Here is a 15971-nt window from a genome sequence, read left to right on the forward strand (position 1 = left end):
GCCCGCGCCCTGCTCGCCGACGCCGGCTGGGACAGGCGTGTATCCGTATCCCGATCCGCCTCCTTCCCACGCCTCTTTGCACGGCGCGGCACAGGTCCGCGGCGGGCATGGCCGGGCGCGTTCGGCCACGCCGGCGCAATCCTCGGAGAGAGTGGCGGCACGGTCGCGCGAGGCCGGCTTTCTGAACGTAACGAAGCGACACCGGATTTTTCTTGACAGTGCCGATAGTGCGACATAAGGTGGGATGTAGTGGTGTTTTGTGGTGTTTTGTGGATCCGGCCTCGCGCAAATCATGTTCCAGGGCGAAACCGCAGTCACGCTCGACGAGAAGGGCCGGGTAGCCATACCCGCCGCTCATCGGGAGGCCGTTGCCCGCGTCAGCGGCAACCGCCTCGTCATCACCTACAACCCGTTCGAGCACGGCTGCCTTTGGATTTTCCCGGAAAAGGAATGGGAGCGCGTACGCGACGAGGTGAACGCCCTGCCGAGCGTCAAGGCAGTGCACCGCAACCTGCAGATGAAGCTGGTCGGCGCGGCGGCTCATGTCGAGCCGGACGGCAGCGGCCGCGTGCAGGTGCCGGCGAGCCAGCGTGCAGCCGCGGGCCTGGAGAAGAAGGCCGTGCTGCTGGGCATGGGCAACAAGTTCGAGCTGTGGAGCGAGCAGGCGCACCTCGCCAAGATCCGCGAGACGATCAGCGAGGAGCAGATCACGGAGGACATGGAAGACCTGCGCTTGTGACGGACCGACGAACCCAAGCGACGGAGGGCGCGTTGCATGTTCCGGTGCTGCTGGCGGAGGCCTTGGAAGGTCTGGAGGTGAAGGCGGACGGAATCTATCTGGACGGCACCTTCGGTCGCGGCGGACATGCGCGCGAGGTGTTGAAGCGGCTCGGTCCCGAAGGCCGCCTGCTGTTGATGGACCGCGATCCGCAGGCGATCGCGACCGCGATGGCGGAATTTGGCGGGGATGCACGGGTGCGGATCCGGCACGGCAGCTTCGCGGAACTCGCGGACTGGCCGGAAACGCAGGCGGGTCTTGACGGTGTGCTCTTTGATCTGGGCGTTTCGTCGCCGCAACTGGACGATCCGGCGCGCGGCTTCAGTTTCCAGGGAGACGGTCCGCTGGACATGCGGATGGACCCGAGCCGGGGCGCGAGCGTCGCGCAGTGGCTGGCCGAGGCGGACGAGCGGGAGATCGCCGATGTGCTGTGGCGCTTCGGCGAGGAAAAGCTCAGCCGACGCATCGCCCGCGCGATCGTGGCCCAGCGCGCCGCGGCGCCGCTCGCCACGACCGGCGAGCTGGCCGCCCTGGTCGCGAAGGCAATCGGCTACCGCGAGCGTGGCAAGCACCCGGCGACGCGGACGTTCCAGGCGCTGCGCATCCACATCAACGACGAGATGGGCGCGCTGGAGAGAGGTTTGGAGGGTGCGCTCGCCAGGCTGTCGCCGGGCGGGCGCCTGGTGGTGATCAGTTTCCACTCGCTGGAGGACCGCGTGGTCAAGCGTTTCATCCGCGGTACGCAATCGCAGCCGCCGGTGCGGCGCGGCTTGCCGCCGGTGACCGTCGAGCCGTGGGCGCTGGCCGCGATCGGCAAGGCGCAGTTCGCGGGCGAGGCGGAGCTGTCGGTCAACCCGAGGGCCCGCAGCGCGGTGCTGCGGGTTGCGGAGAAGCGCCGATGATCCTGCGCATCGGCGTCATGGCGGTGCTGGCGGCGGTCGTGGTCGGCAGTGCGATCGGCGTGGTCTACGCGCGCCAGGAGAGCCGCCAGCGCTTCGTCGAGCTGACCCGGCTGACCAACGAGCGCGACGATCTGAATTTCGAGTTCGGCCGGCTGCAGCTGGAGCAGGCGACCTGGACCGAGAACAACCGCGTAGAACAAATCGCCCGCGAACGGCTCGGCATGGTGTCGCCGACCGCCGCGGAAACGGTCGTCATCAAACGGTGAACGGACAAGTGAGGGGAACCGCTCTCGCTCAAAACCGATACGCGCATCCGCTGCGGAGGCGCGCATGACCGTGCGCGTGCGCCCGCCCAGCCTGCGCAAGCGCATGTCGTTCGTCGTCATGGTGCTGGCGCTGGCATCGACGGCGCTGATCGTGCGCGCCGTCGACCTGCAGATCGTGCGCAAGGACTTCTACCAGGGCGAAGGCGACGCGCGCCATCTGCGCGACATCCCGATCCAGGTCTCACGCGGCACGATCTTCGACCGCAACGGGGAGCCGCTGGCCGTGTCCACGCCGGTGGAGGCGATCTGGGCGATCCCGCGCGAAGTGCTCGACAAGGGGCGCGACCAGCTGCCGGACCTGGCGCGCGCGCTCGGCGTCGACGTCGAGTCGCTGACCCAGCGCCTGACCCAGCGCCTGGCGCAGACCGCCGGCCGCGATTTCATGTACCTGAAGCGCCCGGTGGACCCGGACGTGGCCGAAGAGATCCTGGCCATGCACATCCCCGGTGTCGCCAGCGAGCGCGCGTTCCGGCGCTACTACCCGAGCGGCGAAGTGGCCGGCCACGTGCTCGGCTTCACCAACGTCGACGATCGCGGCCAGGAAGGGCTGGAGCTGGCGTTCGACGAATGGCTGGCCGGCCAGCCCGGCGTCAAGCGCGTGATCCGCGACCTGCGCGGCCAGGTCGTCGAGAACGTGGAACTGGTCCGCGAAGCTCAGCCCGGGCGCGACCTGACGCTGTCGATCGACCGGCGCATCCAGTACCTGGCCTACCGCGAGCTCAAGAGCGCCATCATCAGCAACAGCGCCACCTCCGGCTCGATGATCGTGCTCGACGTGCGCAACGGCGAGATCCTGGCGATGGTCAACCAGCCCTCGTACAACCCCAATGCGCGCAGCGGCGACGCGGCCTACCGGCGCAACCGCGCGCTGACCGACGTGATCGAGCCCGGGTCGACGATGAAGGCGTTCACGGTCGCCGCCGGCCTGGAAAGCGGCAAGTGGAAGCCGAACACGCCGGTCGACACGACGCCTGGTACCTACCTGCTGGCCGGCGGCTACACGATCCGCGACATCCGCAACTTCGGGCTGCTCGACGTCACCGGCATCATCACCAAGTCCAGCAACGTCGGCGCGATCAAGATCTCGCTGACCCTGCCCAACGAGAGCTTCTACGACCTGCTCCACCGCTTCGGTTTCGGCGAGGTCAGCGGCAGCGGCTTCCCGGGCGAGTCGCCCGGCTTCCTGCCGCCGCCGCGCAGCTGGGGCCCGGTCGAGAAGGCGACGATCTCCTACGGCTACGGCCTCAACGTCACGCCGATGCAGCTGGCCCAGGCGTACGCCGCGCTCGCCAACGGCGGCCGGCTGCGGCCGCCGACCTTCGTCAAGGGCACGCTCAATCCGGACGTGGAAGTCCTCTCGCCGCAGATCGCCGCCACTATGGTGTCGATGCTCGAGACCGTGGTGACCGTCGGCGGCGGCGCGAAGGCCGGCGTGCCCAACTACCGCGTCGCCGGCAAGACCGGCACCGCGCGCCGCGCCACCGGCGGCAGCTACGAGAGCCGCCACGTCTCGCTGTTCGCCGGCATGGTGCCGGTGACCGATCCGCGCCTGGTCGGCGTGGTCGTCATCCACGATCCGGGCGGCGGCCGCGGCGGGGCGCCGTACTACGGCGGCCTGGTCTCCGCGCCGGTGTTCAGCAAGGTGATGACCGAAGCGCTGCGCCTGCTCGACGTACCGCCCGACAACGTCCAGAACTGGTACACCGGATCGCCAGACGGCCGGCCGACCATCGTCCCTCCGCCGCCGGCTCCCGACGAAGCCTCGGACCTGTCGCGCTACGAGGAGGGCGTGCCGCAATGAGCCGCCAGCATCCGACAACCTTGCGTGACCTGCTCGCCGGCATCGTCGATGCCGGCGATGTCGTGATCGGCGGTCTCAGCGAGGACTCGCGCCGGATCGCGGCCGGCGACGCCTTCGTCGCGCTGCGCGGCGGGCAGGTGCACGGCCTGGTCCATGCGCCGGCCGCGCTGGCCCGGGGCGCGGCGGCGATCCTGGCCGAGCCGCCGGCACCGGCCGGCGCGCCGCCGCTGCCGTCCGCCGCGCCTCTGGTCTGGATCGATGACCTGCGCCAGCGGCTCGGTACGATCGCGGCGCGATTCCACGGCGATCCGTCGCGGGCGTTGCGCGTGATCGGCGTCACCGGTACCAACGGCAAGACCTCCACCGTGCAGCTGCTCGCGCAGGCGCTGGCCCATGCCGGCCGCCGCAGCGCGACGATCGGCACGCTCGGCGCCGGCCTGCACGGCGCCATCCAGGCCGGCGAGCGGACCACGCCCGATGCGATCGCGGTGCAGGCCCTGCTGGCCGAGTTCCGCGATGCCGGCGCGACCGACGTGGCGATGGAGGTGTCCTCGCACGCCCTCGACCAGGGACGTGTCAATGCGGTCGTGTTCCAGGTCGCGGTCTTCACCAACCTGACGCGTGACCATCTGGACTATCACGGCGACATGGTGGCCTACGGCGCAGCCAAGGCCGCGCTGTTCCACTGGCCGGAGCTGGCGGCTGCCGTCGTCAACATCGACGATCCGTTCGGCCGCGAACTGGCGGGCGGCATCGGTGCGGCGACGCGCCGGCTGACCTACGGCCTCGATGCGCCGGGGGCCGACGTCGGTGCCAGCGCGATCACGACGTCCGGGGAGGGGCTGGCCTTCCACCTGCGCACGCCCTGGGGCGAAGGCCCGGTCCGCACCCGCCTGCTCGGCCGCTTCAACGTCGCCAACCTGCTCGCCGTGGTCGCCTGCCTGGGACTGGCGGGCGTGGACTTCGACGGCATCGTCGACGCACTGGCGGCCCTGGAGCCGGTCGCCGGCCGCATGAGCCGGCTCGGCGGGCGGCACGGCGCGCCGCTGCTGGTCGTGGACTATGCACACACCCCCGATGCGCTGGAGAAGGCGCTGACCACGCTGCGCGCGCACTGTGCCGGCGAGCTGGTCTGCCTGTTCGGTTGCGGCGGCGAGCGCGACGCCGGCAAGCGGCCGCAGATGGCGGCGATCGCCGAGGCACTGGCGGACCGCGTCGTCGTCACCGACGACAACCCCCGGGGCGAGGATGGCGATGCGATCGTCGCGGCGATCCTCGCCGGCTTCACCGATCCGCAACGCGTCCGCGTACAGCGCGATCGCGCGCGCGCGATCGCCGAGGCGGTGCAGGCCGCCCGGGCCGGCGACGTGGTGCTGATCGCCGGCAAGGGACACGAGCCCTACCAGGAAGTGGGCGGCATCCGCATCCCCTTCGACGACCGGGCCGTCGCCCAGGCAGCACTGGAGGCACGGCCATGCTGACCCAGTCCCTGCAGCGGATCGCGGCGGCGACGCACGGCACCCTGGTCGGCGCGGACCGGACGGTCGGCGCCGTCGCCACCGACAGCCGCCGCGCACAGGCCGGTGCCCTGTTCGTCGCGCTGCGTGGCGAGCGTTTCGATGCGCACGATTTCGTGGCCCAGGCCGCCGCCAACGGCGCGGTCGCGGCCCTGGTCGAGCGCCCGCTCGCGATCGACCTGCCGCAGGTCCTCGTCGCCGACACCGAGCGTGCGCTCGGCGACCTGGCGCGCGCCGCGCGCCTGGCCAGCCGCGCGCGGGTGGTCGGCATCACCGGTTCCAACGGCAAGACCACGGTCAAGACCCTGGTCGCGGCGATCCTCGAGCGGCATGGCCGCACGCACGTCAACGCCGGTAACCTCAACAACGAGATCGGCCTGCCGCTGTCGGTACTGGCGATGCCGGACGACGTCGAGTACGCCGTGTTCGAGATGGGCGCCGGCAAGCCCGGCGACATCGCCTATCTCGTCGACATTGCGCGGCCGGACATCGCGGTGGTCAACAACGTCGCACCGGCGCATCTGGAGCGGCTCGGCAGCCTGCGGGGCGTGGCCGAGACCAAGGGTGCGATCTACGCCGGCCTGCCGGCGGACGGCACTGCCGTGATCAATGCCGACGACGCGTTCGCCGGCTACTTCGCCGGCCTGGCCGGTACGCGGCGCATCCTGCGCTACGGCCTGGACCTGTCGGCCGAGGTCAACGCCCAGCGCATCGGCAGCGGCCGTTTCGAACTGTGCACGCCGGCCGGCACCGTCGAGGTGGCGCTGCCGCTGCCGGGGCGCCACAACGTACTCAATGCGCTGGCGGCCAGCGCGCTGGCGCTGGCGCTCGCCGTCCCGCTGGAGACGATCCGCGCCGGCCTGGAGGCCGCGCCGCCGGTGCAGGGCCGGTTGCTGCGTCATCGCCTGGCCGACGGTGCGGTGCTGATCGACGACAGCTACAACGCCAACCCCGGCTCGTTCGCCGCGGCGATCGCGATCCTCGCCGCCGAGCACGGCGAAACGGTCCTGGTGATGGGCGACATGGGCGAGCTCGGCACCGACAGCGAGGCCCTGCATGCGCAGACCGGCACGCTGGCCCGCCGCAGCGGCATCGGCCGCCTGCACGCGGTCGGGCCGCGCAGCGCCGCAGCCGTGCAGGCGTTCGGCCCGGGCGCGATGCATCACGCCGACCAGGCCACGCTGATCGCCGCCCTGCGGGGCCTGCTGCGGCACGATACGGTGCTGCTGGTCAAGGGGTCGCGGTCCTCGGCGATGGACCGCGTCGTGCGCGCGCTGCTCGACGACGAGTCGGGCAGCGAAGGCGCCAAGGCGGAGGAGACGCGCCATGTTGCTTGAACTCGCCAAGCTGCTCGAGGACTGGATCAGCGGCTTCCACCTGTTCCAGTACCTGACCTTCCGGGCGATCATGAGCGCGCTGACCGCGCTGGCGGTGTCGTTGCTGGTCGGCCCGTCGGTGATCCGCAAGCTGGCCGAGCTCAAGGCCGGCCAGGTCGTGCGCAGCGACGGTCCGCAGACGCACCTGGTCAAGGCGGGCACGCCGACGATGGGCGGCGGGCTGATCCTGCTGGCGATCACCGTGTCGACCCTGTTGTGGATGGACCTTCGCAACCGCTACGTGTGGATCGTGCTGGCGGTGACGCTGGCGTTCGGCGCGATCGGCTTCTACGACGACTACAAGAAGCTGGTGCTGAGGGACAGCCGCGGCCTGGCCGCGCGCTGGAAGTACTTCTGGCAATCGGTGTTCGCGCTCACCGTCGCGGTCACCCTGTACCTGACCGCGACGACGCCGTCGGAGACCGCGCTGTACCTGCCGCTGTTCAAGCAGGTGGCGGTGCCGCTCGGCCTGCTGTTCGTCCCGCTCGCCTACCTGATGATCGCCGGCTTCTCCAACGCGGTGAACCTGACCGACGGCCTGGATGGCCTGGCGATCATGCCGGCGGTGCTGGTCGCGACCGCGCTGGGCGCGTTCGCCTACCTCGCCGGCAACGCGGTGTTCTCCAATTACCTGCAGATCCCCTCGATTCCGGGTGCCGGCGAGCTGGCGATCTTCTGCGGCGCGCTGGCCGGGGCGGGCCTGGGCTTCCTCTGGTTCAACGCCTACCCGGCCCAGGTCTTCATGGGCGACGTCGGCGCGCTGGCGATCGGCGCGGCACTCGGCACGCTGGCCGTGATCGTGCGCCAGGAGATCGTGCTGCTGGTGATGGGCGGCGTGTTCGTGCTGGAAACGGCCTCGGTGATGATCCAGGTGGCGAGCTTCAAGCTGACCGGCAAGCGCGTGTTCCGCATGGCGCCGATCCATCACCACTTCGAGCTGAAGGGCTGGCCCGAGCCGCGCGTGATCGTGCGCTTCTGGATCATCAGCGTCGTGCTGGTGCTGATCGGCCTGGCCACGTTGAAGGTGCGCTGATGCTGCTGTTCGACTTCTCCGCCAACACCCAGGCGACCCGGCGCAGCGAGCCGGTCGGGCGGTACGACGCCGGCCTGCTGCTGGCGGCGATCGCGCTCGCCTGCCTCGGCGTGGTGATGGTCGCCTCCAGTTCGATCGCGGTGGCCGAGGGCCAGAAGATCGGCGCGTTCTACTACCTCAACCGCCACCTGCTGTTCCTGGCCCTCGGCATCGGCCTGGCGATCGTCGTGGCGCGGACCGAGCTGGAATGGGTCGAGCGCCATGCGCTGCTGCTGTTGCTGGCCGGCTTCGGCCTGCTGCTTCTGGTGTTCATCCCCGGCATCGGCCTGCGCATCAACGGCGCGCGGCGCTGGCTGCACCTGGGCATTTCCGGCTTCCAGCCGGTCGAGGCGGCCAAGCTGTGCATGATCGTGTGGCTGTCGAGCTACCTGGTGCGCCACCGCGACGGCGTGCAGACGCGCCTGTTCGGCGTCATCAAGCCGCTCGGCATGGCCCTGCTGATGGTCGTCGTCCTGCTGGCGCAGCCGGACTTCGGCAGCGCGGTGCTGATGGTGGCGGTCACGCTCGGCATGGTCTGGCTCGGCGGCGCGCGGCTGCGCAACCTGGCGCTGCTCGGCTGCCTGGCGATTCCGGCGATGGTCTGGGTCGCCTTCAGCGAGGACTACCGCATCAAGCGGCTGACCTCGTTCCTGGACCCCTGGGCCGACCCGTACAACGACGGCTTCCAGCTGACCCAGGCGCTGATCGCGATCGGCCGCGGCGAGTGGCTCGGCGTCGGCCTCGGCGGCTCGGTGCAGAAGCTGTTCTACCTGCCGATGGCGCATACCGATTTCATCCTGGCCGTGCTCGCGGAGGAACTGGGACTGGCCGGCATCGTCCTGGTCCTGGTCCTGTTCGGCTGGCTGGCGGCGCGCGGCTTCACGATCGGCCTGCGTGCGGTCGAGCGCGGCCAGCGGTTCGCCGGCTACTGCGCCTTCGGCGTGGTGCTGATGCTGACGCTGCAGGCGCTGGTCTCGATCGGCGTCAACCTCGGCGTGCTGCCGACCAAGGGATTGACCCTGCCGCTGATCAGCTCGGGTGGATCGAGCGTGCTGATGACCTGCGTGGCGATCGGCCTGCTGGCGCGCTGCAGCTACGAGGTCTCGCGCGCGGAGAACGCCGCGGCCCAGGCGGTGGCGGTCTCGGCGCTCGAGGAGGTGCGGACATGAGCGCACACGACACCGACGCCCCGGTCCTGATCATGGCCGGCGGTACCGGCGGGCACATCTTCCCCGGCATCGCCGTCGGCGGCGAATTGCGCGCGCGCGGCGTACCGGTGGTCTGGCTCGGCGGGCAGCACGGTCTGGAGCAGACCCTGGTGCCGGCCGCCGGCTTCCCGCTGGAGACGCTGGCGTTCGGCGGCGTGCGCGGCAAGGGCCTGGCCACGCGCCTGATGGCGCTGCCACGCCTGGGCATCGCGCTGCTGGCTGCGCGCCGGCTGCTCCGCCGGCTGCGGCCGCGCAGCGTGCTGGCACTGGGCGGATACGCCGCCGCGCCCGGCGGGCTGGCCGCCCGTACGGTCGGCCTGCCGCTCGTGGTCCACGAACAGAACCGCGTTCCCGGCATGACCAACCGGCTGCTGGCGCGCCATGCGACACGCGTATTGAGCGGCTTCGCCGACGCATTCGCCGATGCGCGCGCCGAATGGGTCGGCAACCCGGTGCGCGTCGCGATCGCCGATCTGCCCGCGCCGGAACGGCGCCTGGCCGGCCGGGAAGGCGCGCTGCGCATCCTCGTGCTCGGTGGCAGCCAGGGCGCGCAGAGCCTCAACGGGCAGCTGCCGGCGGTCTTCAGCCGGCGCGGCGGCCATCGCGCGTTCGAGGTGCGCCACCAGTGCGGCGCGGCCCATGTCGAGGCCACTCGCCGCCTGTACGCCACGGCCGGCATCGAAGCCACGGTCGATGCATTCATCGACGACATGGCATCGGCCTATGCCTGGGCCGACCTGGCGATCTGCCGGTCCGGCGCGTTGACCATCGCCGAACTCTGCGCCGCGGGCGTCCCGGCGATCCTGGTGCCGTTCCCGCACGCGGTGGACGACCACCAGACATGCAACGCGGAGGCGATGACGAATGCCGGCGCCGCCCGCCTGCTGCCCGAGGGCGACGGCTTCCTGAGCCGCCTGGGCGTCGCGATCGACGAACTGACGGCGCAGCGCGGGCAGCTCGTGGCCATGGCCGTGGCCGCGCGGAGGCTGGCCCGGCCCGACGCGGCCCGGCGCATCGCCGACGTCTGCCTGGAGGTGGCCGCATGACGCCTTCGCGCATCCATCGCCACGGCGACATCATGCAGGACTTCCGCCGCGTGCATTTCATCGGCATCGGCGGCGTCGGCATGAGCGGCATCGCCGAAGTGCTGTTCAATCTCGGCTACACGGTCAGCGGCTCGGACCGGTCCGACAGCGCGACGACGCGCCGGCTGGCGGCGCTCGGCATCCGCATCGTGCGCGGCCACGAGGCCGAGAGCATCGTCGACGTCGACGTCGTCGTGGTTTCCGGCGCCATCGTCGCCGACAACCCCGAGCTGATGGCGGCGCGCGAACGCCGCATTCCGGTGGTCCCGCGCGCCGAGATGCTCGGCGAGCTGATGCGCTTCCGGCGCGGCATCGCGGTCGCCGGCACGCACGGCAAGACGACCACGACCAGCCTGGTGGCCAGCGTGCTGGCCGAGGGCGGCTTCGACCCGACGTTCGTGATCGGCGGCCAGCTCACCGCCGCCGGTACGCATGCGCGCCTGGGCACCGGCGAATACCTGGTCGCCGAGGCGGACGAGTCGGACGGCTCGTTCCTGATGCTGTCGCCGATCGTCGCGATCGTGACCAACATCGACGCCGACCACCTGGAGAACTACGGTGGCGACTTCGAGGCGGTCAAGAAGGCGTTCGATGCCTTCCTGCACCGCCTGCCGTTCTACGGCCTGGCCGTGCTCTGCGTCGACGACCCGGAGCTGGCGCGCCTGGCCGGAGCCGCGCCGCGCCGCATGCTGACCTACGCGATCGACGCCGAGGCCGACGTGCGCGCCACCGGTATCCACCAGCAGGGCAACCAGATGTCGTTCGATCTGCACCTGCCCGAATCGGCCGAGCCGGTCCCGGTCGTCCTCAACATGCCCGGCCGCCACAACGTGCTCAATGCGCTGGCGGCCTGCGCGGTCGGCTGGCAGATCGGCGTCGAACCGGCGGCCATGCAGAAGGCGCTGCGCGAATTCCAGGGCGTGGGCCGGCGTTTCCACCGCCGCGGCGATCTGGCCATCGACGACGGCAGCGTCATGCTGGTGGACGACTACGGCCATCACCCGCGCGAGCTGGCGGCGACGTTCGCCGCGGCCCGCGGCGGCTGGCCCGACAAGCGCTTCGCCGTGGTGTTCCAGCCGCACCGCTATACCCGCACGCGCGACCTGCTCGACGACTTCGCCAACGTGCTGTCCGAGGTCGACGTCCTCGTCCTGACCGAGGTCTATCCGGCCGGCGAGGCGCCGATCGCCGGTGCCGACGCGCGCGCGCTGGCACGCGCGATCCGCGCCCGCGGCCGGGTCGATCCGGTGGTGATCGAGCACCCGCGCGAACTGCCGCACGTACTGCCGGCGCTGCTGCGCGACGGTGATCTGCTGATGCTGGCCGGTGCCGGCGACATCGGCGCGGTGGCGGTGGAGCTCGCCGCTGCCGGACATCTCAAATCGGAGGCGGCATGAGCACCCAGGTCAGCGATCCACGCCGGTTCGGCCGCGTCGCCGTGGCACTGGGCGGCGATTCGGCCGAGCGCGAGGTTTCGCTCGATTCCGGACGCAACGTGCTCGAGGCGCTGCGCGCCAGCGGCGTCGACGCGCATCCGGTCGACGGCATCCCGGCCCTGCTGGACGCGCTACGCGCCGGCCACTACGCGCGCGTGTTCAACATCCTGCACGGCCGCGGCGGCGAAGACGGCGTGCTGCAGGGCGCGCTCGATTCGCTGCGCGTGCCGTACACCGGGTCGGGCGTGCTCGGCTCGGCGCTGGCGATGGACAAGATCCGGACCAAGCAGGTCTGGCAGGCGCGTGGCCTGCCGACACCGCGTTACCTGGCCTTCGGGCGCGGCGAGGACATCGCCGGGGCGCTGCGCGAGCTGGGCTTCCCGGCGATCGTCAAGCCGTCGCACGAGGGCTCCAGCGTCGGCATCACGCGCGTGTTCACCGAGGCCGACGTGCCCGCCGCGATCGAGCTGGCGGCCCGCTACGACGGTGAACTGGTGATCGAACAGCTGATCGACGGCGACGAGCTGACCGTCGGCATCCTCGACGGCGTGGCGCTGCCGTCGATCCGGATCGTGCCCAAGGGCGCGTTCTACGACTACCACGCCAAGTACGTGGCAGAGGACACGCAGTACCTGTGCCCGGGGCTGGACGGGGCCGCCGAGGCCGACGTGCGCGCGCTGGCGCTGACCGCGTTCCTGGCGACGGGCTGCAGCGGCTGGGGCCGGGTGGACCTGATGCGCGACCGGGCCGGCCGGAACTACCTGCTGGAGGTCAACACGACGCCGGGGATGACCAGCCATTCGCTGGTGCCCAAGGCGGCGGCCCAGGTCGGTATCGACTTCCGCACGCTGTGTTGGCGGATCCTGGAGACCAGCCTTGCCAGGGAGGCGCCATGAAGGGCGGCGTGTTGCTCAAGCTGCTGGCGTGGGGCATCGCCCTGACCCTGATCGGGCTGCCGGTGGCCGGCGTGCTGACCGGCCGCTTCGCCGCGCACAGCTGGCCGATCCGCCAGCTGCAGGTGAGCGCCGAGTACGCCTACGTCAGCGCCGAGCAGATTCGCGCCGCGGTGGCGCCGAAGCTCGACGCCGGATTCTTCGCGCTCGACCTGGACGACGTGCGCGCCGCCTTGCTGGGCCTGCCGTGGGTGGCGCGGGTCGACGCCCGCAAGCGCTGGCCCGACACGCTGGAACTGACCGTCTACGAGCAGCTGCCGTACGCCCGCTGGGGCGAGAAGCAGCTGATCAGCCGCGCCGGCACGCTGTTCACCGTCGCCGGCGCCGACCAGTTGCAGGGCCTGCCGCAGCTGTCCGGCCCGGACGACCAGCTGGCCGACGTGGTCGCGTTCCATACGCGCTGCCTGCGCCAGTTCTCCGGCAGCGGGCTGGCAGTGACCGAGGTAGCGCTGTCCTCGCGCGGCGCCTGGCGCCTGACGCTGGCCAGCGGCACCACGGTGGAGCTCGGCCGCGAGGCCGCCGAACAGCGCCTGGGGCGCTTCCTCGACGTCTGGCCGCGGCTGGCGTCCGGCAGCAACGGCGTGCCGGCGAGCATCGACCTGCGCTACGAAAACGGCTTCGCCGTGCGCTGGGCCGATGCGGCCGCCCGGGCACCGGCCGCCACATCCATGCAACCCGGGGCCTGACGATGAACCGCAAGAGCGAACGCAATCTGATCGTCGGCCTGGACATCGGCACGTCCAAGGTGGTGGCGATCGTCGGCGAACACGGTGCCGGCGAGCCGATCGAGATCATCGGTATCGGCTCGCACCCGGCCCACGGGCTGAAGCGCGGCGTCGTCGTCGACATCGAGTCGACCGTCCATTCGATCCAGCGCGCGATCGAGGAGGCCGAGCTGATGGCCGGCTGCCAGATCCGCTCGGTCTACGCCAGCATCTCCGGCAGCCACATCAAGGACGAGAACTCGCACGGCACCGCGCCGATCCGCGACAAGGAGGTGACCCAGGCCGACCTCGACGCGGTGCGCAACTCCGCCTGCGCGATCGCGATTCCGGCCGACCGCAGCGTGCTCTACACCGAGGCCCAGGAGTACCTGGTCGACGGCCACGAGGGTATCCGCCATCCGGTCGGCATGTCCGGCGTGCGCCTGGAGGCCAACGTCCACCTGGTCAGCGGCGCGGCCAGCGCCGTGCAGAACCTCACCAAGTGCATCAACCGCTGCGGGCTGCAGGTCGATCGCATGATCCCGGCGGCCGTGGCGTCCAGCGGCGCGGTGCTGACCGACGACGAAAAGGAGCTCGGCGTCTGCCTGGTCGACCTCGGCGCCGGCACGACCGACATCGCGATCTACACCGGCGGCGCCCTGCGCCACACCACGTCGCTGGCGATCGGCGGCGACCAGGTGACCAGCGACATCGCACACCTGATGCGCACGCCGACCGCGCATGCCGAAGAGCTCAAGGTGCGCTACGCCTGTGCGCTGGCCCAACTGGCGCACGCCGAGGAGACGATCCAGGTCCCCAGCGTGGGCGACCGGCCGCCGCGGCGGCTGGCGCGCCAGAACCTCGCCGAGGCGGTGCAGCCGCGCTACGAGGAGATCTTCGAGATGGTGCAGGCCGATCTTCGCCGCAGTGGCCGCGAGGAGCTGGTGCGCGCCGGCGTGGTGCTGACCGGCGGCGCCGCCCGCATGGAAGGCGCGCTGGAACTGGCCGAGGAACTGTTCCACATGCCGGTGCGCCTGGGACTGCCGCAGCACGTCGGCGGCCTGATCGACGTCGTCGCCAGTCCGATCCACGCCACCGGCGTCGGCCTGCTCGTGCACGGTGCCCGCCAGGACGCCGGCGGGCGTGCAGGCGGCACCGGCGTGGCGGCGGTCGGCGGCTTGTGGCACCGGCTCAGCACCTGGTTCAAGGGCGAATTCTGACGAGCGGACCCCGAAGAGGAGCGCGAGGCGCCCGAGGAACCGACATTTTTGAACCGCGGCGAGGGAGATGCCGCGTGGTGGTCGAAACGACCGCAGCCGCCGGCACGCCAGCCGGCGAGGACGAACCGGACCGGGACGGGTCACGGCTTCGGTAGTCACCCTTGAAATCGAATTGCAGCAGCGGAGGATGGGAACATGTTTGAGATGATCGAAAAGATGGCGCCGAACGCCGTCATCAAGGTGATCGGTGTGGGCGGCGGCGGCGGCAACGCGGTCAGCCATATGGTCCACGGGCAGGTCGAGGGCGTGGATTTCGTCTGCGCCAACACCGACGCCCAGGCCCTCAAGAACAGCGGGGCGAAGTACACCCTGCAGCTCGGCGCCAACGTGACCAAGGGTCTGGGCGCCGGTGCCAACCCCGAGGTCGGCCGCCAGGCGGCGCTGGAGGACCGCGAGCGCATCTGCGAACTGCTGCAGGGCGCGGACATGGTCTTCATCACCGCCGGCATGGGCGGTGGCACCGGTACCGGCGCGGCGCCGGTCGTGGCGCAGCTGGCCAAGGAAATGGGCGTGCTGACCGTGGCGATCGTCACCAAGCCGTTCCCGTTCGAGGGGCGGCGGCGCATGCAGGTGGCGCACAAGGGCATCGAGGAGCTGGGCCAGTACGTCGACTCGCTGATCACGGTGCCCAACGAGAAGCTGCTGACCGTGCTCGGCCGCGACGTCACCCTGCTGTCGGCGTTCAAGAGCGCCAACGACGTGCTGCTGGGCGCCGTCCAGGGCATCGCCGACCTGATCACCCGTCCGGGCCTGATCAACGTCGACTTCGCCGACGTGCGCACCGTGATGTCCGAAATGGGCATGGCGATGATGGGCTCGGGGTCGGCGCGCGGCGACGATCGCGCCCAGGCTGCCGCGCTGGCCGCGATCAACAACCCGCTGCTCGAAGACGTCAACCTGTCCGGCGCGTGCGGCATCCTGGTCAACGTGACGGCCGGCGCCAACATGACGATGCGCGAGTTCGACGACATCGGCCAGGTGATCCACGAGTTCGCCAGCGAGGACGCCACGGTCGTCATCGGTACCGCGCTCGACCCGGAGCTGCAGGACGAGATCCGCGTCACCGTCGTCGCGACCGGCCTCAACCAGGCCGTGGCCCGGCAGCCGGTGCCGGTCCGCGAACGGGAGCGCGAGGTGATGCGCGCCCCGATGCGGGTCGTGCGCAACGCGACCACCGGCGAGGTGGACTACCTGGGCATCCCGCAGCGCGCGACGGTGCCGGCGGTCGCTCCGGCGGCCGTGGCCGCGACGGCCATCGCCGACGTCCCGAGCGACTATCTGGACATCCCGGCCTTCCTGCGGCGCCAGGCCGACTGAAGGACCGCTGCCGCCGCGTGGCGTCGCGGCGGGCCTTTCCCACGCCGGCCCCGTTCCCGGGCCGGCGCGGGCACGCGTCTCCGCCGAACCCGGCAAGTGTTGCGAAATAGCGACACTCTGTCGGGTTCGCGCATCGTTTTGCTTGTCCCGCCAAAAAATGCTGTGGTAGCATCCCCCGCGTTTTTGTAGATCCTGCCCCAGGGGTCACAGCATAAA

The 15971-nt window shown here is 70.9% G+C and carries 14 protein-coding genes; all 14 read left to right on the forward strand.

Annotated features, from left to right (window positions below):
* The first annotated feature begins 292 nt into the window (after positions 1-292).
* The 14 genes from mraZ to ftsZ all read left to right on the forward strand — a co-directional run bounded on the left by mraZ (position 293) and on the right by ftsZ (position 15755).
* Positions 293-739, forward strand: coding sequence for a division/cell wall cluster transcriptional repressor MraZ (gene mraZ, locus I596_RS02525; RefSeq protein ID WP_067643713.1), 447 nt, complete (start codon positions 293-295; stop codon positions 737-739).
* Between the two features lie 32 nt (positions 740-771).
* The gene (gene rsmH, locus I596_RS02530; RefSeq protein WP_067643716.1) at positions 772-1680 is read left to right on the forward strand and encodes a 16S rRNA (cytosine(1402)-N(4))-methyltransferase RsmH; all 909 of its coding nucleotides are present in this window, start codon (positions 772-774) and stop codon (positions 1678-1680) included.
* Positions 1677-1946 carry a cell division protein FtsL gene (gene ftsL, locus I596_RS02535; protein ID WP_425478786.1) on the forward strand — a complete coding sequence of 90 codons (270 nt, stop codon included), beginning with the start codon at positions 1677-1679 and terminating at the stop codon, positions 1944-1946. The genes rsmH and ftsL overlap by 4 nt, the downstream gene beginning before the upstream one ends.
* Before the next feature lie 64 nt (positions 1947-2010).
* The gene (locus I596_RS02540; protein ID WP_067643719.1) at positions 2011-3807 is read left to right on the forward strand and encodes a peptidoglycan D,D-transpeptidase FtsI family protein; all 1797 of its coding nucleotides are present in this window, start codon (positions 2011-2013) and stop codon (positions 3805-3807) included.
* Positions 3804-5288 carry a UDP-N-acetylmuramoyl-L-alanyl-D-glutamate--2,6-diaminopimelate ligase gene (locus I596_RS02545; protein WP_067643722.1) on the forward strand — a complete coding sequence of 495 codons (1485 nt, stop codon included), beginning with the start codon at positions 3804-3806 and terminating at the stop codon, positions 5286-5288. Before I596_RS02540 ends, I596_RS02545 begins: the two co-directional genes overlap by 4 nt.
* Complete coding sequence (locus I596_RS02550; protein WP_067643725.1) at positions 5282-6661, forward strand: UDP-N-acetylmuramoyl-tripeptide--D-alanyl-D-alanine ligase; 1380 nt, start codon at positions 5282-5284, stop codon at positions 6659-6661. The genes I596_RS02545 and I596_RS02550 overlap by 7 nt, the downstream gene beginning before the upstream one ends.
* Positions 6651-7733 (forward strand): phospho-N-acetylmuramoyl-pentapeptide-transferase, encoded by a 1083-nt coding sequence (mraY, locus tag I596_RS02555; RefSeq protein ID WP_067643728.1) that lies wholly within the window; start codon positions 6651-6653, stop codon positions 7731-7733. The genes I596_RS02550 and mraY overlap by 11 nt, the downstream gene beginning before the upstream one ends.
* Positions 7733-8941 (forward strand): putative lipid II flippase FtsW, encoded by a 1209-nt coding sequence (gene ftsW, locus I596_RS02560; protein ID WP_067643731.1) that lies wholly within the window; start codon positions 7733-7735, stop codon positions 8939-8941. The genes mraY and ftsW overlap by 1 nt, the downstream gene beginning before the upstream one ends.
* Positions 8938-10026, forward strand: a complete 1089-nt coding sequence (gene murG, locus I596_RS02565) for an undecaprenyldiphospho-muramoylpentapeptide beta-N-acetylglucosaminyltransferase (RefSeq protein WP_067643734.1) — start codon at positions 8938-8940, stop codon at positions 10024-10026. The genes ftsW and murG overlap by 4 nt, the downstream gene beginning before the upstream one ends.
* Positions 10023-11462 (forward strand): UDP-N-acetylmuramate--L-alanine ligase, encoded by a 1440-nt coding sequence (gene murC, locus I596_RS02570; RefSeq protein ID WP_067643737.1) that lies wholly within the window; start codon positions 10023-10025, stop codon positions 11460-11462. The genes murG and murC overlap by 4 nt, the downstream gene beginning before the upstream one ends.
* Positions 11459-12397, forward strand: coding sequence for a D-alanine--D-alanine ligase (locus I596_RS02575; RefSeq protein WP_067643740.1), 939 nt, complete (start codon positions 11459-11461; stop codon positions 12395-12397). The genes murC and I596_RS02575 overlap by 4 nt, the downstream gene beginning before the upstream one ends.
* On the forward strand, positions 12394-13140 hold the full coding sequence (locus I596_RS02580; protein WP_067643743.1) for a cell division protein FtsQ/DivIB: 747 nt from the start codon (positions 12394-12396) through the stop codon (positions 13138-13140). The genes I596_RS02575 and I596_RS02580 overlap by 4 nt, the downstream gene beginning before the upstream one ends.
* Positions 13141-13142: 2 nt before the next feature.
* Entirely contained in the window at positions 13143-14378 is a 1236-nt protein-coding gene (ftsA, locus tag I596_RS02585; RefSeq protein ID WP_067643746.1) for a cell division protein FtsA, read from the forward strand.
* A gap of 195 nt (positions 14379-14573) precedes the next feature.
* A complete protein-coding gene (gene ftsZ, locus I596_RS02590; RefSeq protein ID WP_067643749.1) occupies positions 14574-15755 on the forward strand; it encodes a cell division protein FtsZ in 1182 nt (393 codons plus the stop codon).
* Positions 15756-15971: the final 216 nt, after the last annotated feature.

The organism is Dokdonella koreensis DS-123 (assembly GCF_001632775.1).
Classification (GTDB): Bacteria; Pseudomonadota; Gammaproteobacteria; order Xanthomonadales; family Rhodanobacteraceae; genus Dokdonella; species Dokdonella koreensis.